Here is an 18,629-nt window from a genome sequence, read left to right on the forward strand (position 1 = left end):
AGCATTTACTGATTTCATTCAATGTCCCTGAGTGATGTCATTCGGGGACATTTGTATAATCAGCTATATTCATTGTCGTCTCTGCAACATCAGAACTCCCAGCACTAGCAGCAGTAAGGTAATATTATGATTTCAGGAATTTTAGTATCCCCGGGTTTTGCTTTTGGTCAGGCTTTAATCCTCAAAGAAGATCCTATCGTTGTTAGCACAAAAAAAATCGCTGACGATCAGGTTGATAAAGAAATCGCTCGTTTTATTGAGGGCCGTAACAAATCAGCCGAACAACTCAATTTGATTAAAGAGAAAGCCGAAAAAAATCTTGGAGCCGAAAAAGCTGAGATTTTTGAAGGTCATATCATGCTGCTGGAAGATGAAGAGCTGGAGCAAGAAATTGTTTCTTTAATCAAAGGTGATAAAAAAACGGCGGATGCAGCTGCATATTCCGTTATTGAAGACCAAGCCCAAGCACTTGAATCTCTTGACGATGAATACCTTAAAGAGCGTGCTGCTGACGTACGCGATATTGGTAAACGTTTATTAAAAAACATCTTAAATATTCCTATCGTTGATTTAAGTGCAATCAGCGAAGAAGTTATTTTAGTCGCTGCGGATTTAACCCCTTCAGAAACCGCACAGCTAAATTTAGATAAAGTATTAGGGTTTATTACTGATTTAGGTGGCCGTACATCGCATACCTCAATTATGGCGCGTTCTCTCGAGTTACCTGCCATTGTCGGCACGAGCGATGCCACCAGCAAAATTAAAAATGGCGATTTCATTGTGTTAGATGGTGTCAACAACACTATCCACTTGAATCCATCTGAAGCCGAAATCGATAAACTAAAAGCCTTCCGTGATGAATATCTTCAAGAAAAAGAAGAGCTCGCAAAATTAAAAGATTTGCCAGCTATCACCCTTGATGGTCATCAAGTTGAAGTTTGTGCCAACATTGGTACCGTGCGTGATGTTGCCGGTGCAGAACGCAATGGCGCAGAAGGCGTTGGCCTCTATCGTACTGAATTTTTATTCATGGATAGAGACTCTCTTCCTACTGAAGAAGAACAATTTCAGGCGTATAAAGCAGTTGCAGAAGCAATGGGCAGCCAAGCCGTTATTGTCCGCACTATGGATATCGGCGGTGATAAAGACCTGCCATACATGAATTTGCCGAAAGAAGAGAACCCATTCCTCGGCTGGCGTGCAATTCGTATTTGTCTTGATCGCAAAGAAATCTTACACTCACAATTAAGAGCTATTTTAAGAGCCTCTAAATTTGGTAAACTGCGTATTATGTTCCCAATGGTCATTTCCGTTGAAGAAGTTCGTGAACTAAAAGCAGAGCTAGAAATGCTAAAAGCTCAGTTACGTGAAGAAGGTAAGGCTTTTGACGAGTCAATTGAAGTCGGAGTGATGGTTGAAACGCCAGCAGCTGCTGTTATTGCTCGCCATTTGGCAAAAGAAGTTGATTTCTTTAGTATTGGGACGAACGATCTCACTCAATACACTTTAGCGGTCGACCGTGGTAATGAACTGATTTCTCATCTTTACAACCCGATGTCACCTGCTGTCCTAAACTTAATTAAGCAAGTGATCGATGCATCACACGCTGAAGGTAAATGGACTGGGATGTGTGGGGAATTAGCTGGAGATGAGCGTGCAACCTTATTGCTACTTGGCATGGGGCTGGATGAATTTAGTATGAGCGCAATTTCAATTCCACGTATCAAAAAGTTAATTCGCAATGCGAGCTTTACTGATACTCAAGCTTTGGCTGAACAAGCACTTGCTCAACCAACAGCGGATGAATTGATGAAACTTGTAGATACCTTTATCCAAGAAAAAACGTTATGCTAAGAACAGCACATTAGTTCGGTCCCATATAAAACGATTAGGAGAAGGTCCATGGGTCTGTTTGACAAACTGAAATCACTCGTTTCGGAAGACAAAAGTAGCAGTGGCAGTATTGAGATTATCGCGCCTTTATCGGGTGAAATTGTCAATATTGAAGATGTTCCAGACGTTGTGTTCGCAGAAAAAATTGTTGGTGATGGTATTGCGATTAAACCCGCAGGTAACAAAATCGTTGCCCCTGTAGACGGTACAATTGGTAAAATTTTTGAAACTAACCATGCGTTTTCTATTGAATCAGATGATGGCATAGAACTATTTGTTCACTTCGGTATTGATACTGTTGAGCTTAAAGGTGAGGGTTTTAAACGCATCGCCGAAGAAGGCCAAGCAGTGAAAAAAGGTGATTTAATCATTGAGTTTGATTTAGCGCTATTAGAAGAGAAAGCAAAATCAGTTCTAACTCCAGTTGTCATTTCTAATATGGACGAAATCAAAGAGCTAAACAAACTGACAGGCTCAGTGACAGTGGGTGAAACTGTCGTCATGCGTATTAAGAAATAACTCAACTACCCATAATTAGCTTAAACCATCAGGCTTGCCTGATGGTTTTTCATTGATGGGGCACTTTATTGCACGCCAGTGGCAATCAAATTTACTCACCCATTAAACACGCCTGTTGATAAATAGCGGTCTCCTCGGTCGCAAATGACTGCCACAATCACCGCTCCCGGATTAGCTTGAGCCACTTTTAAAGCACCAGCAACCGCTCCACCAGAGCTCACACCACAAAAGATACCTTCGACCTTCGCTAAGGCTCTCATGGTTTCTTCGGCTTCTTGCTGGTTTATATCCAGTACGCTATCAACTAATGAGCCATCGAAGATGCCGGGCAAGTACCCCGGTGACCAGCGCCTGATACCCGGAATTTGGCTTTTTTCAGCAGGTTGTAAGCCAACAACGTGCACGTCCGCTGACTGGGATTTTAAATAGCGGCTAACCCCTGTAATGGTCCCCGTTGTTCCCATACTCGACACAAAATGGGTAATAGCGCCATTAGTTTGCTGCCAAATCTCAGGACCCGTTGTTTTAAAATGGGCTAATGGGTTATCAGGGTTATTAAATTGGTCTAAAACTTTCCCCTCTCCTCGCTGCTCCATTTCTTTAGCAAGATCCCGTGCACCTTCCATACCGACAGCCGTACTGACTAAGATGAGTTCTGCACCATAAGCTTGCATTGAGGCTTGTCGCTCTTTACTCATGTTATCAGGCATGAGTAATTTTAATTTGTAGCCTTTTACTGCAGCTATCATCGCGAGGGCAATACCGGTATTACCGCTAGTTGCTTCAATTAGCGTATCGCCTGGCTTAATTTCACCCCGTAATTGCGCTTCATTAATCATTGAAAATGCCGCACGATCTTTCACTGAACCCGCGGGGTTATTGCCTTCAAGTTTTACCCAAATTTCCGCTTCAATCCCTTGTGTTAAACGCTGAAGTTTTACTAGTGGGGTATTACCGATAAACTGTTCCAGAGCCGACACTTTACCATCCTTATAATTTTTATATATAAATAAGAAACAATAGAAATAAGATATTACCCCAATATTGATATGTGAAAATTGAAATTTCTTCACATTCATATTAGAAAAATAGATTATCTTAATTGCCACTTCTGATATAGCTAATTGATATATTATATTACAATAAGTTTATAGAATTACCAGTTATATTTGGCATAAAAATAAAACAATTAATGTATTAGTATCAATACGTTAGGTTGAATTTTAAATATAGAAAGGATTAGACTGAATATTTTAAATATAAAGTCTAATTATCGATGATATACCTAGATGGTAATAGAGAAAATAACACCAATAATATAATATATTAGTGTTATAAATTATTGAATTTTATATTCATGCACTTTCAGCGAGCTGTGGAAAAATTAACGCCTGCTCCCCCTGATAAATCTTTGCCTGCTGGCTGCCTAAAAAATAACGTTCACCTCGAGTGGGGATTGTTTTTTCAGACTGCCAAATCACTGACAACGGCTCTTTCCCCCAACCTAGCGGTTGAACGGTTAATTGCCAAAAATGCCCTCTTGGCCCCGATTCAGTGACCCTTACAGGTAAACGGTGCTGCTCATCCACTTCAGACTGCAATGAGATATCCCAAGGTCGTAAAAATACGTCAACTTCACCTTGTTGAACACTGGTATGGTTCAGTGGGAAATCATAGCCACCGATATTTAATGTTGAACCTTTGATATGGGCAGAGATTTGGTTAACTTCTCCCATAAATTCAAGGACAAATCGTGTTTCTGGCCGCTGCCATATATCACTCGGTGTGCCAACTTGCTCAATATGACCTTGGCTCATCACCACCACTCTGTCTGCAACTTCCATGGCTTCTTCTTGGTCATGAGTCACAAAAACACTGGTAAATTTTAATTCATCATGTAATTGACGTAGCCAACGGCGTAATTCAATACGTACTTGTGCATCGAGCGCCCCAAAAGGCTCATCTAATAATAAAATTTGCGGATCAACGGCTAAAGCCCTTGCTAATGCTACACGCTGTTTTTGTCCCCCTGAAAGTTGTGCAGGGTAACGTGAAGCCAAATGACCCAGTTGAACCATCTCCAGCAATTTTGTTACTTTATCTTTAATAGCCTGAGCTGATGGGCGCTGTTTTCTTGGTAAGACAGTCAAACCAAAGGCCACATTATCAAACACTGTCATATGGCGAAATAATGCATAGTGTTGAAATACAAAGCCAACATGCCTATCTTTAGCATGGATTTTACTGACATCGTGACCATGAAAACGCAATAGCCCCTGACTTTGTTGCTCAAGCCCTGCAATAATACGCAATAAGGTTGTTTTTCCTGAACCGGAAGGCCCTAATAGGGCAACCATTTCACCCGATGCAATATCCAGTGAAATATCGTTGAGTACTTGGGTTTTACCAAATAATTTACCGATTTTTTCAATTTCAATACTCATGATTAATGGACTCCTGATTCAGATTGCTGGCGACTCAAATGCCACTGCAATGCACTTTTAAGTATTAAGGTGATAATTGCCATTAGTGCGAGGATCCCTGCGGCCGTAAATGCGCCCACCGTATTATAATCCTGATGCAATAATTCAACTTGCAACGGTAAGGTGTATGTTTCACCGCGAATAGCCCCCGAAACCACCGAAACCGCACCAAATTCACCGATCGCGCGGGCGTTAGTTAGAACTACCCCATACAATAATGCCCAGCGGATATTGGGTAATGTCACACGCCAAAACATCTTCCATCCTGAGGCCCCTAGTAAAACCGCCGCTTCATCTTCTTGGCTACCCTGACTTAACATTAGCGGGACTAATTCACGTACCACAAATGGGCAAGTGACAAAAATAGTCACCAACGCCATACCGGGCCATGAAAACATCAGTTGGATGTCAAAACCTTCAAGCCATCCACCAAACCAACTGTTTGAGCCATAAAAAAGTAAGTACAGCAAACCTGCAACAACAGGTGAAACCGCAAACGGAATATCAACTAGGGTTAGTAATAATTGGCGACCAGGAAACTGAAATCGCGTCACTAACCACGCCATCATGGTACCAAAGACTAAATTTACCGGAACCGTAATTAAAGCAATTAATACTGTTAAACCAATGGCATGCAGCATATCAGGGTCCGCCAAATTCAGTAAAACGACATCTAACCCTTTTTGAAAAGCTGTAATAAATATCCAAACAATTGGAATAACTAATAGTAAAAATGAAAACAATAAACCTATCGCAATTAATAGCCATTTCCCCCAGTTAATTTGGGTACGACTAGCCGTATGAATGGGGGTAATTTGCGCCATTACTTGCCTCCTAACCGTTTACCGAAGCGACTTTGTACTAAATTGACACTAAATAACAGTAACAATGAAACCGCTAAAATAACTGAGGCGACAGCACTGGCGGCCGGATAATCAAATTGCTGTAACTGACTAAAAATCATTAATGAGACAACCTCGGTCTGCCACGCAATATTCCCCGCAATAAATATAATGGCACCAAATTCACCTAAACTACGTGTAAAGGATAAAACCGTTCCGGCTAATAAGGCGGGTGAAAGCTCCGGTAATACCACTCGGCGAAAGGTTTGCCAACGGCTTGCGCCTAGGGTCTGAGCAGCTTCTTCGTACTCAGGGCCGAGCTCTTCCAACACTGGTTGAACCGTACGCACAACAAACGGAATACTGGTAAAAGCCATTGCAACCGCAATTCCCAGCCAAGTATTAACAACTTTAATATCAAACTGGTGCAGATATTGCCCATACCATCCCGAGGTTGCAAACAAGGTTGCTAATGTCAGCCCTGCCACAGCGGTAGGTAACGCAAAGGGTAAATCCACTAAACCATCTAAAAACAAACGCCCAGGAAAGCGATAACGCGTTAAAATCCAAGCTAATAACATGCCAAATACCGCATTAAACAAACTTGCGACTAACGCTGACAGTAACGTCACTTTATACGCTGCAACCACTTGCGGGTAACTTATGACGGCCCAATACTGCTGCCATGTCATTTCTGATAACTGAATTACCAATGCGCTCATGGGTAATAATAATATCAAACAGGTATAAAATAGACTGCTACCTAGCGTTAGCCCGAAACCTGGCAAAAAGCGCTTTCCTGAACGATTCATTAACGGCGCCCTTCTGCCATTAATTTGTCAAATTCTCCTCCAGTGGAGAAATGAACATCCATCACTTTTGGCCAGCTCTCAAATTGAGATTCAACCGTAAACAGCTGAGTTTCAGGAAATTTATCCTTATTCGCATTCATTACCGCTTTATCATTCACCCGATAATTATACTGAGTGATGATTTCTTGCGCCTGTGGGCTATAGAGATAATTTAAGTAAGCTTTAGCGACGTCTTCAGTCCCATTCTTTTGTACATTTTTGTCGACCCAAGCAACAGGAAACTCTGCTAAGATATCCACTGGTGGCACAATAACTTCATAGTCTGATTCACCATACTGAGAGCGAATATTATTCACTTCGGATTCAAAGCTAATCAGGACGTCACCAAGCTCCCGCTCAATAAATGATGTTGTTGCACCACGCCCTCCGGTATCAAATACCTCGACATTTTTCAAGAATTGTTTCATTTGTTCACGGGTTTTCGCTTTATCACCTTTATTTTCTTGGTTAAAAGCCCCCCATGCCGCAAGGTAGGTATAACGGCCATTTCCGGAAGTTTTTGGATTCGGAAAGATTAATTTGACATCTTCACGGACTAAATCATCCCACGTTTTAATTCCTTTAGGATTTCCTTTACGCACTAAAAACGCCATTGTGGAATAATATGGTGAGCTATTATTTGGTAAGCGAGCCTGCCAGTCTGCTGGGATCAAATTGCCTTTATCATGCAAAATTTGTACGTCTGTGACTTGGTTGTAGGTCACCACATCTGCTTTTAGCCCTTGTAAAATGGCCAAGGCTTGCTTTGATGAGCCTGCGTGTGATTGCTTGATGGTTAATTTGTCATCAGGGTGAGCTTCATTCCACTGTTTTTCAAATGATGGGTTCAATGCCACAAATAATTCACGAGCAATATCATAAGAACTGTTAAGCAGTTCAGCTGCAATTAGTGGCGAGCTGCCGAGTAATGAGACCGTTGCCAAACTCGCGAGTGCCGTTTTTTTCAAAAATGATTTTTTCATTCCACACCTGTTCGTAACTAAACCCAAATGACTAAGATTAAAACCACTGTATCTGTTTTGGTTATAACTGGGTAGCTATCAATCACCTTTTTATATATCAAATTGGAATAACAAAGAAATGAACGTCATAAGCAGAAAAATTAACTGATATTTTAATTAGTTAGCGATATGAATATTACTCAATGGAGGGGTATTCTATAAGTTAAATCATTACTAGGTAGTAAGTAAGCATTAATGATAACGAGTTAATAATAATAGAATAAATACAAATCATTATGTTTAAATTGCTAAGTATAAACAGTTACTCTAAATAATTTGTGTTACAGCTAGGCGGCAAGGAAGATTAGCCCTAGGAGCATACAATAGTATGTGACTAAGGTAATCTTACGTAGCCAACAACGCTGTAACGCAAAGAATGACGAGTAACGCTACAGAGACGTCAATGTCTCAATCGACGGAGCATAGTAATAACTGCCCGAAACCGCTTTCGTCATACGTAGTAAATCATCGTATTTACCGTCTTTTTCACCAAACATGCTTAATAATTGCTGTTCGATGTTGTGTAATCTTGCACAATAAGCCACAAAGAATAAGCCATGCTTACCGCTTGCTGTTCCATATGGCAAGCTGTGACGCATAACTTCAAGCTCTTCACCTTCTTCTTCAATAACCACACGGGAAACATGAGAGGTAACATTACGAGCATCTTCGTCCAGCTCAATACTGTCTTTTTTCGTCCGACCAATCATTTTCTCTTGTTCATGTTCCGAAAAACGATCCCATTTTCTTAAATCGTGTTCATAGCGTTGGACTAAAACATAGCTTCCGCCTTTATCTTCACCGTCTTCGATTAATGTGACTTCCGCAATTTCTTCCCCTTGCGGATTTTCGGTTCCATCAATAAAACCACTTAAATCTCTATCATCTACCCAACGGAAGCCATGAATTTCTTCAACCACAGAGATAGATTTACCAAATGCTTTTAAAGCCGCCTGTGCTAATGAAAAGTTAATATCGTGGCGCAGTGATTGAATATGAATAAACATATCCCGTTGAGTGGCAGGAGCGAGTCCTTTACCTAGCGTGTGAAATGGTTTCAATTCAGGGGCACTATTTGCCTTACCGAGCTGTTTCCAGATGTCAGAGCCAAACGCGATAACCGCGCCGAGGCGATCATCTGGGTATTGCGCTTGTAATTTGGTTAAAGCCTCGACAAAGCTTTTACATCCAGACTTGACTTCATCCAGAGATCCCTCTTGCACTTGCGCTTCAATAAAAATACCAAAACGGCTATGTTCTTTCAAAATACCACTTTGAGAATGAGACATACGGTAAACCTCGTAAAATGAATATGTTATATAACCTATTTCTTATATAAAACGATATTAATATCCTATCTTATCGCCATGATGTTCACCTTGTTTTAACGCAAGGGAATATAGGTTTCAGGTCTATTATAAGAAAGAAAATTTAAGAAAGGGGAAATTTCTTTGAAAACAACGAAAAAGAAGTATTAATGGGAAGATATCGCCAGCCTGAATAGGCCCGGCGATATCATTAACGAAATAAAACTATTTATGCCAAATAATTTGTGAGATTTGCCATGTTTTTAGGTCATCATCTGGAGGCATTAAATCTTCTGGCCCTTGCCATTTACCGGTAAAACGATAAACCACTTTACTTGATTGCGGTGAATTACATTCAATAGTCGGAACGTCATTCACTCGCTCACCTAAACCGCATATACCGAAAGCTTTTTGGTAAATTTCGCTAAATTCGGTGCCTATTGCAGGCCCCCATTCGGTGACGATATTCGGGTCATTCACGGTTATACGTGATACATAACCGTGCTCAGGGCCGACTATTTCTAATTTTACCTCATTGTCATTCATGCCTTGGAAAACTGTGACCACATCCCCACTTTCCATTTGCATACCGCTGCGTAATGTATAGCGATCACTAAGTTGTTTCTTAATGATATCCGCTTGCATTGGTGTAAAACTTGTCACTTGACCAAGCCCAGAGCTAGAAACCACCAGAGGGCCACTAAACCAAGTCGATGGCGAAAAAACCTTTACACCCGCACACCCTGATAACAAGACAGCTCCACAGAGTAGAGAAACCTTCAGCAACGGCGATAATCCATTATTACTGTTCAACTTTGCATGTTGGGACATATCATCCTCTTTTATGAGTCGCATAATGCATATTGTGACAATTTATTTACTAAAACATTCCATGGAAAGTTAAATAAATAGTCAATTAACTTAAAAATCCGTTTCGTGCGTTAATTTTTTCGAATAAATCAAACGTTCAGGTTGTTCTTCTTCATACAACATTTTTTCAAACATGCAGATAGCAGCATCAGACTCTTCACTCACTAATAATTCTATTCTTCCGCAGCCTCTGGCTATCAGTTTTTTTTCTAGTCGACTCACTAATGCATTAGCAATACCACGGCCACGATATTCAGGGTGAACGGCAAGATAAACAGCGGTGCCACGGATGCCATCGTAGCCCCCCATAATAGTACCGACAACTTCACCGGCAACTTCAGCCACTAAAAATAAGTCTGCCCCACACTGTAATTTGCGTTCAATATCGAGTTCAGGATCTCCTGAAAACTCATTGAGAGCACAACGCTCCCATAAGGTCAGGACGTCTTCATAATCACTTTGCCGAAAGACTCGTATTTCCATCTCATTTGCCTACTTAAGCTAATCTTTCTGCCATTATCTCTGCTTTTGCAACACAATCAATATTCAATATGCCTTTCTTCGAGCAAAAGGGTATACTTTAACCATTATTTTTTTGCTATGGTTCTATTATAAAACAATGAATTACCCAGATATTGATCGCGTAAAAGCCTATTTGCAGAATTTGCAAGAGACTATTTGCCAAAAAATTACTGAGCTAGATGGTAAGGAAACTTTTCTAGAACAAACATGGGAACGAGCTGAAGGTGGTGGCGGTCGCAGCCGAGTACTAACTAAAGGGGCATTATTTGAACAAGCCGGGGTTAATTTCTCGCATATTAAAGGAGAAAAGTTACCTGCATCAGCCTCTGCACATCGGCCCGAGCTTGCTGGCCGTAGCTACCAAGCAATGGGCGTCTCTCTCGTTATTCACCCTCTGAATCCTTACATTCCAACTACCCATGCTAATGTTCGTTTCTTTATCGCTGAAAAAGAAGGTTGTGAGCCCGTTTGGTGGTTTGGTGGCGGTTTTGATTTAACCCCTTTCTATGGTTTCCATGAAGATGTCATCCACTGGCATACCGTTGCTCGTGATCTATGTCGCCCTTATGGCACTGATGTATATCCTAAATATAAAAATTGGTGCGATGAATACTTTTTCCTGAAACATAGAAATGAACCTCGTGGTGTTGGTGGACTATTTTATGATGACCTTAACCAAGGTGGTTTTGAGTCTTGTTTTAGCTTCACTCAAGCGGTGGGTAATGGTTTTTTAGATGCTTATGTCCCGATTGTTGAAAAACGCCGAGATCATGTATGGGGTGAAAGAGAGCGTCAATTCCAATTATATCGTCGCGGCCGCTACGTAGAATTCAACTTAGTATGGGATAGAGGTACATTATTTGGCTTACAAAGCGGAGGCCGCACAGAGTCAATTTTAATGTCAATGCCACCACTTGTTCGCTGGGAATACGACTATCATCCCGAACCTAGTAGCCCAGAAGCTGCCCTCTATACTGAATTTTTAGTCTTAAATAAAGAGTGGGTTTCGCCATAATTAATAACACTGGTTTATAAATTAAGGTAGAAAGATAACCGTTCTACCTTTCTAACATAAAATAACAATAATTGATTTTAAAGCTTAAATATCAGGTAGTTACAAAACAATCACGACAGATTATGATTCCATTTCACCCAACTGAATGGAGTTGTAATATGAATCAAATTTTAGGCCGTTCATTATTATCACCTTGTTTATTAGCAAGTTTAGTAACTAAATCAGGCCATACAGACTTAAAATCAACGCTCACGCATATCAATGATATTATGAGCCGAACCTATTCACATGAAGATGCATTATTCCACCGCAATAATCTTTCAACTTGCCCTATAGATATGATAGGAAAGCGTTATAATCGCTTTATTCGCGATGCTCAACGCCCTGTCCCACATAAAAATCACTGGCATTCCGACCTGCCAATTTGTGAACGTTCAGGACTTCCACCTGATAGCCATATGCCACATGATGACTACGCGGTGATTATGCGCGAAGAAGATACTCATGCACCATCAAAACCAGCGGGGCAAGTATTTAATTCAATTGGCATTATTCGTACCTTTTTTAAGGAAAAATTAAATATTGACCAAATTTTTGGCTGTTCTGCTGATATTAATGCGGTTATCCATTATGGAACAAACTACGCTAATGCATTTTGGAATTCTCAAGCTATTTTCTTTGGTGACGGGGATGGAATCGTTTTTGGTCCATTCTATAATGACATCGATATAATCGCTCACGAACTGGCTCACGGCTTCATTAGTTCAAAAGCTGATTTTAGATATACTTACCAATCTGGTGCGCTCAATGAGTCTGTCGCAGATGTACTTGGGATTATGGTGAAACAATATTTAAATAATGAAACAGCTGATACTTCTAATTGGTTACTAGGCGAAAATTTATTTATTGACCAAATAAACGCGCCGGCACTACGTTCTATGATAAATCCAGGGGATGCTTATTATCTTTCTGACGATGTTAGAGATCCACAAGTTGGTCATATGTCTCAATATCAGGATTTACCTATTTTTGTTGATAATGGCGGCGTACATATTAATTCAGGTATCCCAAATAGAGCCTTTTACCTATTAGCTAAGAGTCTTGGAGGTTATACATGGGACATCGCCGGTAAAATTTGGCTTGAAGCTGTGTCTGACAACAAGGTGACAAAAAAGGCAACATTTATCGAATTTGCTGATGCAACGATCCGTGCTGCTAAGAAATTATTTGATGATAATATCGCGCAAAAAACACAGCAAAGCTGGTTAGATGTTGGATTAGTTGTAAAACTGCAATAATTTATATAAACAGTATTAAACTAATTTAAGATTAATTTTTCTATAAAACATAAAGGCCGATAATAAAGAGCTTAAAACAACTCTTTTATTCAGCCTTATTAATCAAACCTGCACGTTAACGTTTTTTCTTTTTTCTGCCTGGTTGTGTAAACTTTTTACGTGTCGGGTTTTCTGGTTTTACTTTAGGTTTACTTGGCGAATTCTGCTTTGTATTACTTTTGTTAGCAGAAGCTGACTTCTGTGGCTTTTTCAATTTTACATCTGATTCAGATTTTTCCATCATATCAAATAATTCAATCAGTTCATCATCTGTTAAATCACGCCACTCCCCGACAGGAATGCCTGTTAACTTAACATTCATGATGCGAACACGTTCAAGTTTAGTGACTTCAAAACCAAAGTGCTCACACATACGACGAATTTGACGGTTCAACCCCTGTACAAGGGTAATTCTAAAAACAAAAGGGGCCTCTTTCTTGACCTTACATTTTTTCGTCATTGTACCAAGAATGGGTACTCCAGCCCCCATTCCACGAATAAAGTCATCTGTTACGGGTTTATTGACAGTGACTAAATACTCTTTTTCATGAGAATTGCCTGCCCGTAAAATTTTATTCACCAAATCCCCATGGTTGGTGAGAAAAATTAGCCCTTGAGAGTCTTTATCTAAGCGGCCAATCGGGAAAATTCGGGTACTATGATTAACATAATCAACAATATTATCTTTTTCACCACTCTCTGTCGTACTAACAATACCGACAGGCTTATTAAGTGCGATTAACACTAAATCTTCTTCATTACGCGGTTCGATTAATTGCCCATTAACTTTTACCACGTCACCAGCAAAAACTTGGTCGCCAATTCCTGCACGCTTACCATTAATAAATACATTACCCTGTTCAATATAACGGTCAGCTTCACGCCTTGAGCAAATACCACTTTCACTAATATATTTGTTTAAACGTGTAGAAGAACGAGTGTCCATAATTTTCCTCAATCTTTGATTCTTACCCTACGTTCATCATGATATATGTTATTAACGTAAGGTCGATATTCATTCTTAAAGTATTATCCAGATAATATTAAAAAGCCGTAACATAATGACTTTGTTACGGCTTTTATGCGTTCAATAGGGCTAATTAATCTTTCATCAGTGCCTTATTGACTAGCGTTTTTTCAAATGCTGCATCAAACGCTTACGCTTACGCAACTGGGTTGGCGTTAACTTATTTTTCTTATCTGCATAAGGGTTTTCCCCCTCTTTAAACAGAATTCGAATTGGCGTTCCCATCACTTGCAATGAACGGCGGAAGTAATTCATCAAATAACGCTTATAGCTATCTGGTAAATCAGAAACTTGGTTACCGTGGATCACCACAATTGGTGGATTGTGTCCCCCCGCATGGGCATACTTCATTTTAACACGACGACCGCGAATAAGCGGTGGTTGGTGCTCATCTTCTGCCATCTTCATGATACGAGTTAATAATGCAGTACCTACTCGACGAGTTGCAGACTCATACGCTTCTTGCACTGACTCAAATAGGTTCCCCACACCACTACCATGCAGTGCAGAAATAAAGTGAATACGCGCGAAATCAACGAAACCAAGGCGCAGTTCAAGCATGTCTTTAACGTGCTCGCGGTCTTCTGGCTTCATACCATCCCATTTATTGACTGCAATCACCAATGAACGACCCGCATTGAGGATAAAGCCAAGTAAAGATAAATCTTGGTCTGAAATACCTTCGCGTGCATCGATAACTAAGAGTACGACGTTCGCGTCTTCAATCGCCTGCAATGTCTTGATAACAGAGAATTTTTCCACTGTTTCTGTAACTTTTCCACGCTTACGCACACCGGCGGTATCGATTAAAATGTACTCACGCTCATCGCGTTCCATTGGAATGTAAATGCTGTCACGTGTAGTTCCCGGCATATCAAACACCACAACACGCTCTTCACCTAAAATACGGTTGGTTAATGTCGATTTACCGACATTCGGACGGCCAACGATGGCTAATTTAATTGGTAATGTTGTTGGGTCGAAGTCATCTTCTTCGTCTTCATCAAGCTCACCTTGAGCTTCTAACTCAGCCCAATATGCCGCATTTTCTTCTTCCTCAGTCAGCTCAACTTCTTCCTCGTCTTCTCCCACAAAAGGTTTCAACGATTGTTCAATTAGCTGAGTAACACCGCGACCATGTGATGCCGCGATCGGGTGAATTTCGCCTAGGCCAAGAGAATAAAAATCTCCGATTGCCGTAGTTACATCAATTCCATCGGTTTTGTTTGCGACTAAATAGGTTTTTTTCTTGCGACTACGAAGATGTTTGGCAATGCCTTCATCAGCGGGCATTAACCCGGCTCTTGCATCAACCATAAACAGAACAATATCTGCCTCTTCAATTGCTTGCAAGGACTGTGCTGCCATGTGCGTTTCTACGCCTTCCTCAGTCCCATCGATACCACCCGTGTCAATAATAATGAATTCATGCCCTTCAACTTCAGCACGACCATATTTACGATCACGAGTCAGACCGGGAAAGTCCGCTACTAATGCGTCACGGGTACGGGTTAAACGGTTAAATAACGTGGATTTTCCTACGTTTGGACGCCCTACCAGCGCTACGACGGGTATCATTTTTAGATGCCTCACAACTTTTATTAACTAAAGGAATTCTGAGGCTTTAACTCAGAAAACAAAAAAACGAAACGGCTCCTGTCTTCAGGAACCGTTGATTTTATCGATAAATTGGCGGTTTGTCAGAAAATTAACGTGTTAACAGGTAAACTGTTCCGTTTTTTGTCTGAACCATTAGCTTATCACTTGCAACCACTGGACGACTGTGAATACCGGAGCTGTTTAATTTGTTTTGTGCGACAAACCCGCCCGTACTCATGTCTAGCCAATGCAGATAACCTTCTTTATCACCGACCACAAGATAACCATTATACATTTCTGGCGCAGATAGCCCGCGGTTTAACAGATCTTCCTGTGTCCACAGCGTTACACCATCGCTTTTGCGAACAGATAACACGCGGTCATTTTGGTCGACAAGATACAGGTTTTCACCTGACATCACCATGTCATTGATTGAGCCAAGCTCGCGTTTCCACAGAATTTGGCCTGAACGCATATCCAGCGCTGCTAAAGTACCATTATAAGCAATCGCATACACTTTACCGTCATCAATAATTGGTGTCATATCGACATCATTTAAGCGGCCGATTTCTGTCGAACTTGTCACTTGCGAAATACGTTGTTGCCAAATTAATTGGCCTTGAGACAATAGCACCGCACTGACACGGCCGTTATCCCCACCGACAATCGCAGCACCAAAAGCAACCGCAGGAGCAGATTCACCACGTAATGACAACGATGGGGTATCCATGTTAACGGTCCACTTGATTTCACCACTATTGACATCTAAAGCTTGTAGTTGACCATTACTGGTGTGAATAATAACAAAGTCGTTACTCACAACAGGTTTAGAAAGGGCTTCGCCTGCAACTTCGACATCCCAAGCAACTTGGCCATCTTCTTTATTCAGAGCAATAACGGTTCCGCGCTCAGTACCCACAAAAATTTTGTCGCCATCAACGGTTAAACCACCGGATAGCAATGCTGACAAGTTAGCAGAAAGAAAACCTGTTCGTTTAGATAAATCGACTGACCACAGTTCTTTGCCACTATCGAGTTCAAAGGCTTTAACTAAACCTTTACGGTCTGCTGCATAAACCGCTGAACCATCCCAAACAGGTGATAATTCAGAATAAAATTGTTCAACACCATTTCCAACCGATTTATCCCAAACAATTGATGGGGTGAATTGATTTTCAACCTGTGGAAGTGGCGCCATGATAATAGAATCAGTTTCGCTGGAACAACCGGCAAGTAAAGCTGAAGCGACTAGGCCAACTAAAAGTGTTTTGCGCAACTGCATGTTTGTCGTTTCCTTTCTTCTTATGAATTAGATACGTTGTTCAACTTCAGAGTCAAAATACCTCTAATAGATTGAGAGCCTTCACTTTCTAACCCCTGAGCATAAGCGGCTTTTGCACCTGCTTTATCGCCCTTATGGAGTAAAGCATCACCACGGACATCCTGTGCCGTTGCTTGCCATGATTTACTTTTAATATTTGCAACTGACGCTATCGCGCCATCAGCATTACCTTGGGCTAATTGCACTCGCGCTAAACGCAAGTTAATTAAATCTTGCATATCCACGGTTTTTGCCTTGGCTAGTGCATTGGTCAATGCAGTTTGTGCATTCGCTAAATCGCCTTTATCCACCGCGATTTGCGCAAGCTCTAAGCCCATCATCGCACTGTATACATCGTCGGTTTCAGCCGCGAATTTTTGCGCTGCAACAATACCTTGCTCTGAGCCTGAACGTAATTGGCTATTTACTGCTTCAAACTTTTGCGCACTTTCCTGCAGTACATTCGTTTTATGAGACTGCCAGTAATTCCAACCAAATACACCACCAACGCCAATTACGAGGCCAACAACTAATGCCACGCCATTATTCGCAAAAAAGCGTTTAATCGCATCGACTTGATCATTTTCGTTTGTATAGACTTCCACTTGTCTCTCCTTAACCTAATAACTCGGCGATGCGTGACGCCATAAGTTGCTGCGAAATGGTTTCTTGTACGCCTGTGCGTAAATCTTTCAATGTGACTTCGCTATTTTTAATTTCATCTTCCCCCAAGATCAGTGCAATTTTAGCGCCTTGTTTGTCCGCTCTAGCTAACTGTTTCTTGAAGTTACCGCCACCGTGGTTAGTCATTAACCGTAGTGTTGGTAGTGCATCACGTACTTTTTCGGCCACTAACATCGCTGCTTGCTGGCTATCTTCGCCAAAAGAAGCAAGATAAACATCAGCAACTGAAGCATCCGCTGTAAATTCTGGGTTCACTTCTTGGACTAATAGCACCATTCGTTCCATACCCATGGCAAAACCAACCGCAGGTGTTGCACGACCGCCTAATTGTTCAACTAAGCCGTCATATCGACCGCCCGCGCAAACTGTGCCTTGTGAGCCCAGTGCCGTTGTTACCCACTCAAAAACGGTGCGGTTATAGTAGTCAAGACCACGAACTAAGCGTTGATTAACACGATATTGAACCCCTGCAGCTTCTAATAACTTACATAAGCCATCAAAGTGCTCACGTGATTCGACATCAAGGTAATCAAACAGTTCAGGTGCATCATTCAATAAAGCCTGAATTTCTTGATTTTTAGAATCTAAAACGCGTAAAGGATTTGTATACATGCGACGCTTACAATCTTCATCCAGCTTGTCTTTATGCTGTTCTAAGAAAGCAACTAAAGCCTCACGGTAATTGGCACGCGCTTCTAATGAGCCAATCGAGTTCAGCTCTAAAGTCACATGCTCACTTATGCCTAACGCTTTCCACCAGCGCGCCGTCATTAAGATGACTTCAGCATCGATATCAGGACCAGCGAGACCAAAAACTTCAGCCCCTAACTGGTGAAATTGACGATAACGGCCTTTTTGTGGGCGCTCATAACGGAACATAGGTCCTAAATACCACAAACGCTGTTCCTGATTGTACAGCAAACCATGCTCAATACCGGCACGAACACAACCAGCGGTATTTTCAGGGCGTAATGTCAGACTTTCATCGTTACGGTCATTGAAAGTGTACATTTCTTTTTCAACGACATCCGTCACTTCACCAATCGCTCTGCGAAATAGCGGGGTCTGCTCTACAATCGGGGTACGAATTTCACTAAAACCATAACCCTGTAAAATATTTTTCAATGTTGCTTCGATTTTCTGCCATACACGCGTGTCAGCTGGTAAGTAATCATTCATGCCGCGAATGGCTTGGATATTTTTTCCCACTTTATTTCTCTATTTTCAGAATTACATAAGTTTGATTATAAGAGCGAAATATCATCTGGTTCAATCAACAAACACCAATTACTGATACTAATCGGGATTTATCTGTCAATTTGTACGGTGAGCGACCG

The 18,629-nt window shown here is 41.2% G+C and carries 17 protein-coding genes; 4 read left to right on the forward strand and 13 right to left on the reverse strand.

What is annotated here, in order from left to right; translation table 11 throughout:
- Positions 1–126: 126 nt before the first annotated feature.
- On the forward strand, positions 127–1,854 hold the full coding sequence (gene ptsI / locus PSF28_RS15800) for a phosphoenolpyruvate-protein phosphotransferase PtsI (RefSeq protein ID WP_004264877.1): 1,728 nt from the start codon (positions 127–129) through the stop codon (positions 1,852–1,854).
- A 48-nt stretch (positions 1,855–1,902) separates the two neighbouring features.
- Positions 1,903–2,412: a PTS glucose transporter subunit IIA gene (gene crr, locus PSF28_RS15805; protein WP_004912598.1), complete on the forward strand. Its 510-nt coding sequence runs from the start codon at positions 1,903–1,905 to the stop codon at positions 2,410–2,412.
- A 95-nt stretch (positions 2,413–2,507) separates the two neighbouring features.
- Here the strand turns inward: crr and cysM are convergent, their stop codons facing one another.
- The 8 genes from cysM to PSF28_RS15845 all read right to left on the reverse strand — a co-directional run bounded on the left by cysM (position 2,508) and on the right by PSF28_RS15845 (position 10,270).
- Positions 2,508–3,392 (reverse strand): cysteine synthase CysM, encoded by an 885-nt coding sequence (gene cysM / locus PSF28_RS15810; RefSeq protein ID WP_210839199.1) that lies wholly within the window; start codon positions 3,390–3,392, stop codon positions 2,508–2,510.
- Positions 3,393–3,767: 375 nt separating this feature from the next.
- Positions 3,768–4,856, reverse strand: a complete 1,089-nt coding sequence (gene cysA / locus PSF28_RS15815) for a sulfate/thiosulfate ABC transporter ATP-binding protein CysA (protein ID WP_272665881.1) — start codon at positions 4,854–4,856, stop codon at positions 3,768–3,770.
- Between the two features lie 2 nt (positions 4,857–4,858).
- On the reverse strand, positions 4,859–5,719 hold the full coding sequence (gene cysW / locus PSF28_RS15820; RefSeq protein ID WP_272685322.1) for a sulfate/thiosulfate ABC transporter permease CysW: 861 nt from the start codon (positions 5,717–5,719) through the stop codon (positions 4,859–4,861).
- Entirely contained in the window at positions 5,719–6,549 is an 831-nt protein-coding gene (cysT, locus tag PSF28_RS15825) for a sulfate/thiosulfate ABC transporter permease CysT (protein WP_004912608.1), read from the reverse strand. The genes cysW and cysT overlap by 1 nt, the downstream gene beginning before the upstream one ends.
- Positions 6,549–7,571, reverse strand: coding sequence for a sulfate ABC transporter substrate-binding protein (locus PSF28_RS15830; protein ID WP_004912611.1), 1,023 nt, complete (start codon positions 7,569–7,571; stop codon positions 6,549–6,551). The genes cysT and PSF28_RS15830 overlap by 1 nt, the downstream gene beginning before the upstream one ends.
- A gap of 428 nt (positions 7,572–7,999) precedes the next feature.
- Positions 8,000–8,899, reverse strand: a complete 900-nt coding sequence (locus PSF28_RS15835) for a Dyp-type peroxidase (RefSeq protein WP_272685323.1) — start codon at positions 8,897–8,899, stop codon at positions 8,000–8,002.
- Positions 8,900–9,142: 243 nt separating this feature from the next.
- A complete protein-coding gene (locus PSF28_RS15840; protein ID WP_272685324.1) occupies positions 9,143–9,748 on the reverse strand; it encodes an RpoE-regulated lipoprotein in 606 nt (201 codons plus the stop codon).
- Positions 9,749–9,838: 90 nt separating this feature from the next.
- Entirely contained in the window at positions 9,839–10,270 is a 432-nt protein-coding gene (locus PSF28_RS15845) for a GNAT family acetyltransferase (RefSeq protein WP_004912619.1), read from the reverse strand.
- A 136-nt stretch (positions 10,271–10,406) separates the two neighbouring features.
- Here PSF28_RS15845 and hemF point away from each other — a divergent pair, with 136 nt between their 5' ends.
- The gene (hemF, locus tag PSF28_RS15850; RefSeq protein WP_272685325.1) at positions 10,407–11,324 is read left to right on the forward strand and encodes an oxygen-dependent coproporphyrinogen oxidase; all 918 of its coding nucleotides are present in this window, start codon (positions 10,407–10,409) and stop codon (positions 11,322–11,324) included.
- A 158-nt stretch (positions 11,325–11,482) separates the two neighbouring features.
- Complete coding sequence (locus tag PSF28_RS15855) at positions 11,483–12,622, forward strand: M4 family metallopeptidase (RefSeq protein ID WP_210837974.1); 1,140 nt, start codon at positions 11,483–11,485, stop codon at positions 12,620–12,622.
- 115 nt (positions 12,623–12,737) lie between these two features.
- On the opposite strand, the gene rluF is transcribed toward PSF28_RS15855, so the two are convergent.
- The 5 genes from rluF to hisS form a co-directional block, all read right to left on the reverse strand.
- Positions 12,738–13,607, reverse strand: a complete 870-nt coding sequence (rluF, locus tag PSF28_RS15860) for a 23S rRNA pseudouridine(2604) synthase RluF (RefSeq protein WP_210837976.1) — start codon at positions 13,605–13,607, stop codon at positions 12,738–12,740.
- Positions 13,608–13,787: 180 nt separating this feature from the next.
- The gene (gene der / locus PSF28_RS15865) at positions 13,788–15,266 is read right to left on the reverse strand and encodes a ribosome biogenesis GTPase Der (RefSeq protein ID WP_210837978.1); all 1,479 of its coding nucleotides are present in this window, start codon (positions 15,264–15,266) and stop codon (positions 13,788–13,790) included.
- Between the two features lie 130 nt (positions 15,267–15,396).
- A complete protein-coding gene (gene bamB / locus PSF28_RS15870; RefSeq protein ID WP_210837980.1) occupies positions 15,397–16,569 on the reverse strand; it encodes an outer membrane protein assembly factor BamB in 1,173 nt (390 codons plus the stop codon).
- Positions 16,570–16,589: 20 nt separating this feature from the next.
- Positions 16,590–17,213, reverse strand: coding sequence for a YfgM family protein (locus tag PSF28_RS15875; RefSeq protein ID WP_004912636.1), 624 nt, complete (start codon positions 17,211–17,213; stop codon positions 16,590–16,592).
- Positions 17,214–17,223: 10 nt separating this feature from the next.
- The gene (gene hisS / locus PSF28_RS15880; RefSeq protein ID WP_272685326.1) at positions 17,224–18,501 is read right to left on the reverse strand and encodes a histidine--tRNA ligase; all 1,278 of its coding nucleotides are present in this window, start codon (positions 18,499–18,501) and stop codon (positions 17,224–17,226) included.
- Between the last annotated feature and the right edge of the window lie 128 nt (positions 18,502–18,629).

This window comes from Providencia sp. PROV130, from assembly GCF_028482225.1.
In the GTDB taxonomy this organism is placed as follows: domain Bacteria; phylum Pseudomonadota; class Gammaproteobacteria; order Enterobacterales; family Enterobacteriaceae; genus Providencia; species Providencia rettgeri.

Excerpts from the sequence above, each read along its gene's own strand:
- PSF28_RS15835 (WP_272685323.1), bottom strand. The coding sequence starts at position 8,899 with ATGTCTCATTCTCAAAGTGGTATTTTGAAAGAACATAGCCGTTTTGGT.
- cysW (WP_272685322.1), bottom strand. The coding sequence starts at position 5,719 with ATGGCGCAAATTACCCCCATTCATACGGCTAGTCGTACCCAAATTAAC.
- bamB (WP_210837980.1), bottom strand. The coding sequence starts at position 16,569 with ATGCAGTTGCGCAAAACACTTTTAGTTGGCCTAGTCGCTTCAGCTTTA.
- rluF (WP_210837976.1), bottom strand. The coding sequence starts at position 13,607 with ATGGACACTCGTTCTTCTACACGTTTAAACAAATATATTAGTGAAAGT.
- PSF28_RS15845 (WP_004912619.1), bottom strand. The coding sequence starts at position 10,270 with ATGGAAATACGAGTCTTTCGGCAAAGTGATTATGAAGACGTCCTGACC.
- hemF (WP_272685325.1), top strand. The coding sequence starts at position 10,407 with ATGAATTACCCAGATATTGATCGCGTAAAAGCCTATTTGCAGAATTTG.
- PSF28_RS15840 (WP_272685324.1), bottom strand. The coding sequence starts at position 9,748 with ATGTCCCAACATGCAAAGTTGAACAGTAATAATGGATTATCGCCGTTG.
- ptsI (WP_004264877.1), top strand. The coding sequence starts at position 127 with ATGATTTCAGGAATTTTAGTATCCCCGGGTTTTGCTTTTGGTCAGGCT.
- cysT (WP_004912608.1), bottom strand. The coding sequence starts at position 6,549 with ATGAATCGTTCAGGAAAGCGCTTTTTGCCAGGTTTCGGGCTAACGCTA.
- PSF28_RS15855 (WP_210837974.1), top strand. The coding sequence starts at position 11,483 with ATGAATCAAATTTTAGGCCGTTCATTATTATCACCTTGTTTATTAGCA.
- der (WP_210837978.1), bottom strand. The coding sequence starts at position 15,266 with ATGATACCCGTCGTAGCGCTGGTAGGGCGTCCAAACGTAGGAAAATCC.
- cysA (WP_272665881.1), bottom strand. The coding sequence starts at position 4,856 with ATGAGTATTGAAATTGAAAAAATCGGTAAATTATTTGGTAAAACCCAA.
- PSF28_RS15830 (WP_004912611.1), bottom strand. The coding sequence starts at position 7,571 with ATGAAAAAATCATTTTTGAAAAAAACGGCACTCGCGAGTTTGGCAACG.
- crr (WP_004912598.1), top strand. The coding sequence starts at position 1,903 with ATGGGTCTGTTTGACAAACTGAAATCACTCGTTTCGGAAGACAAAAGT.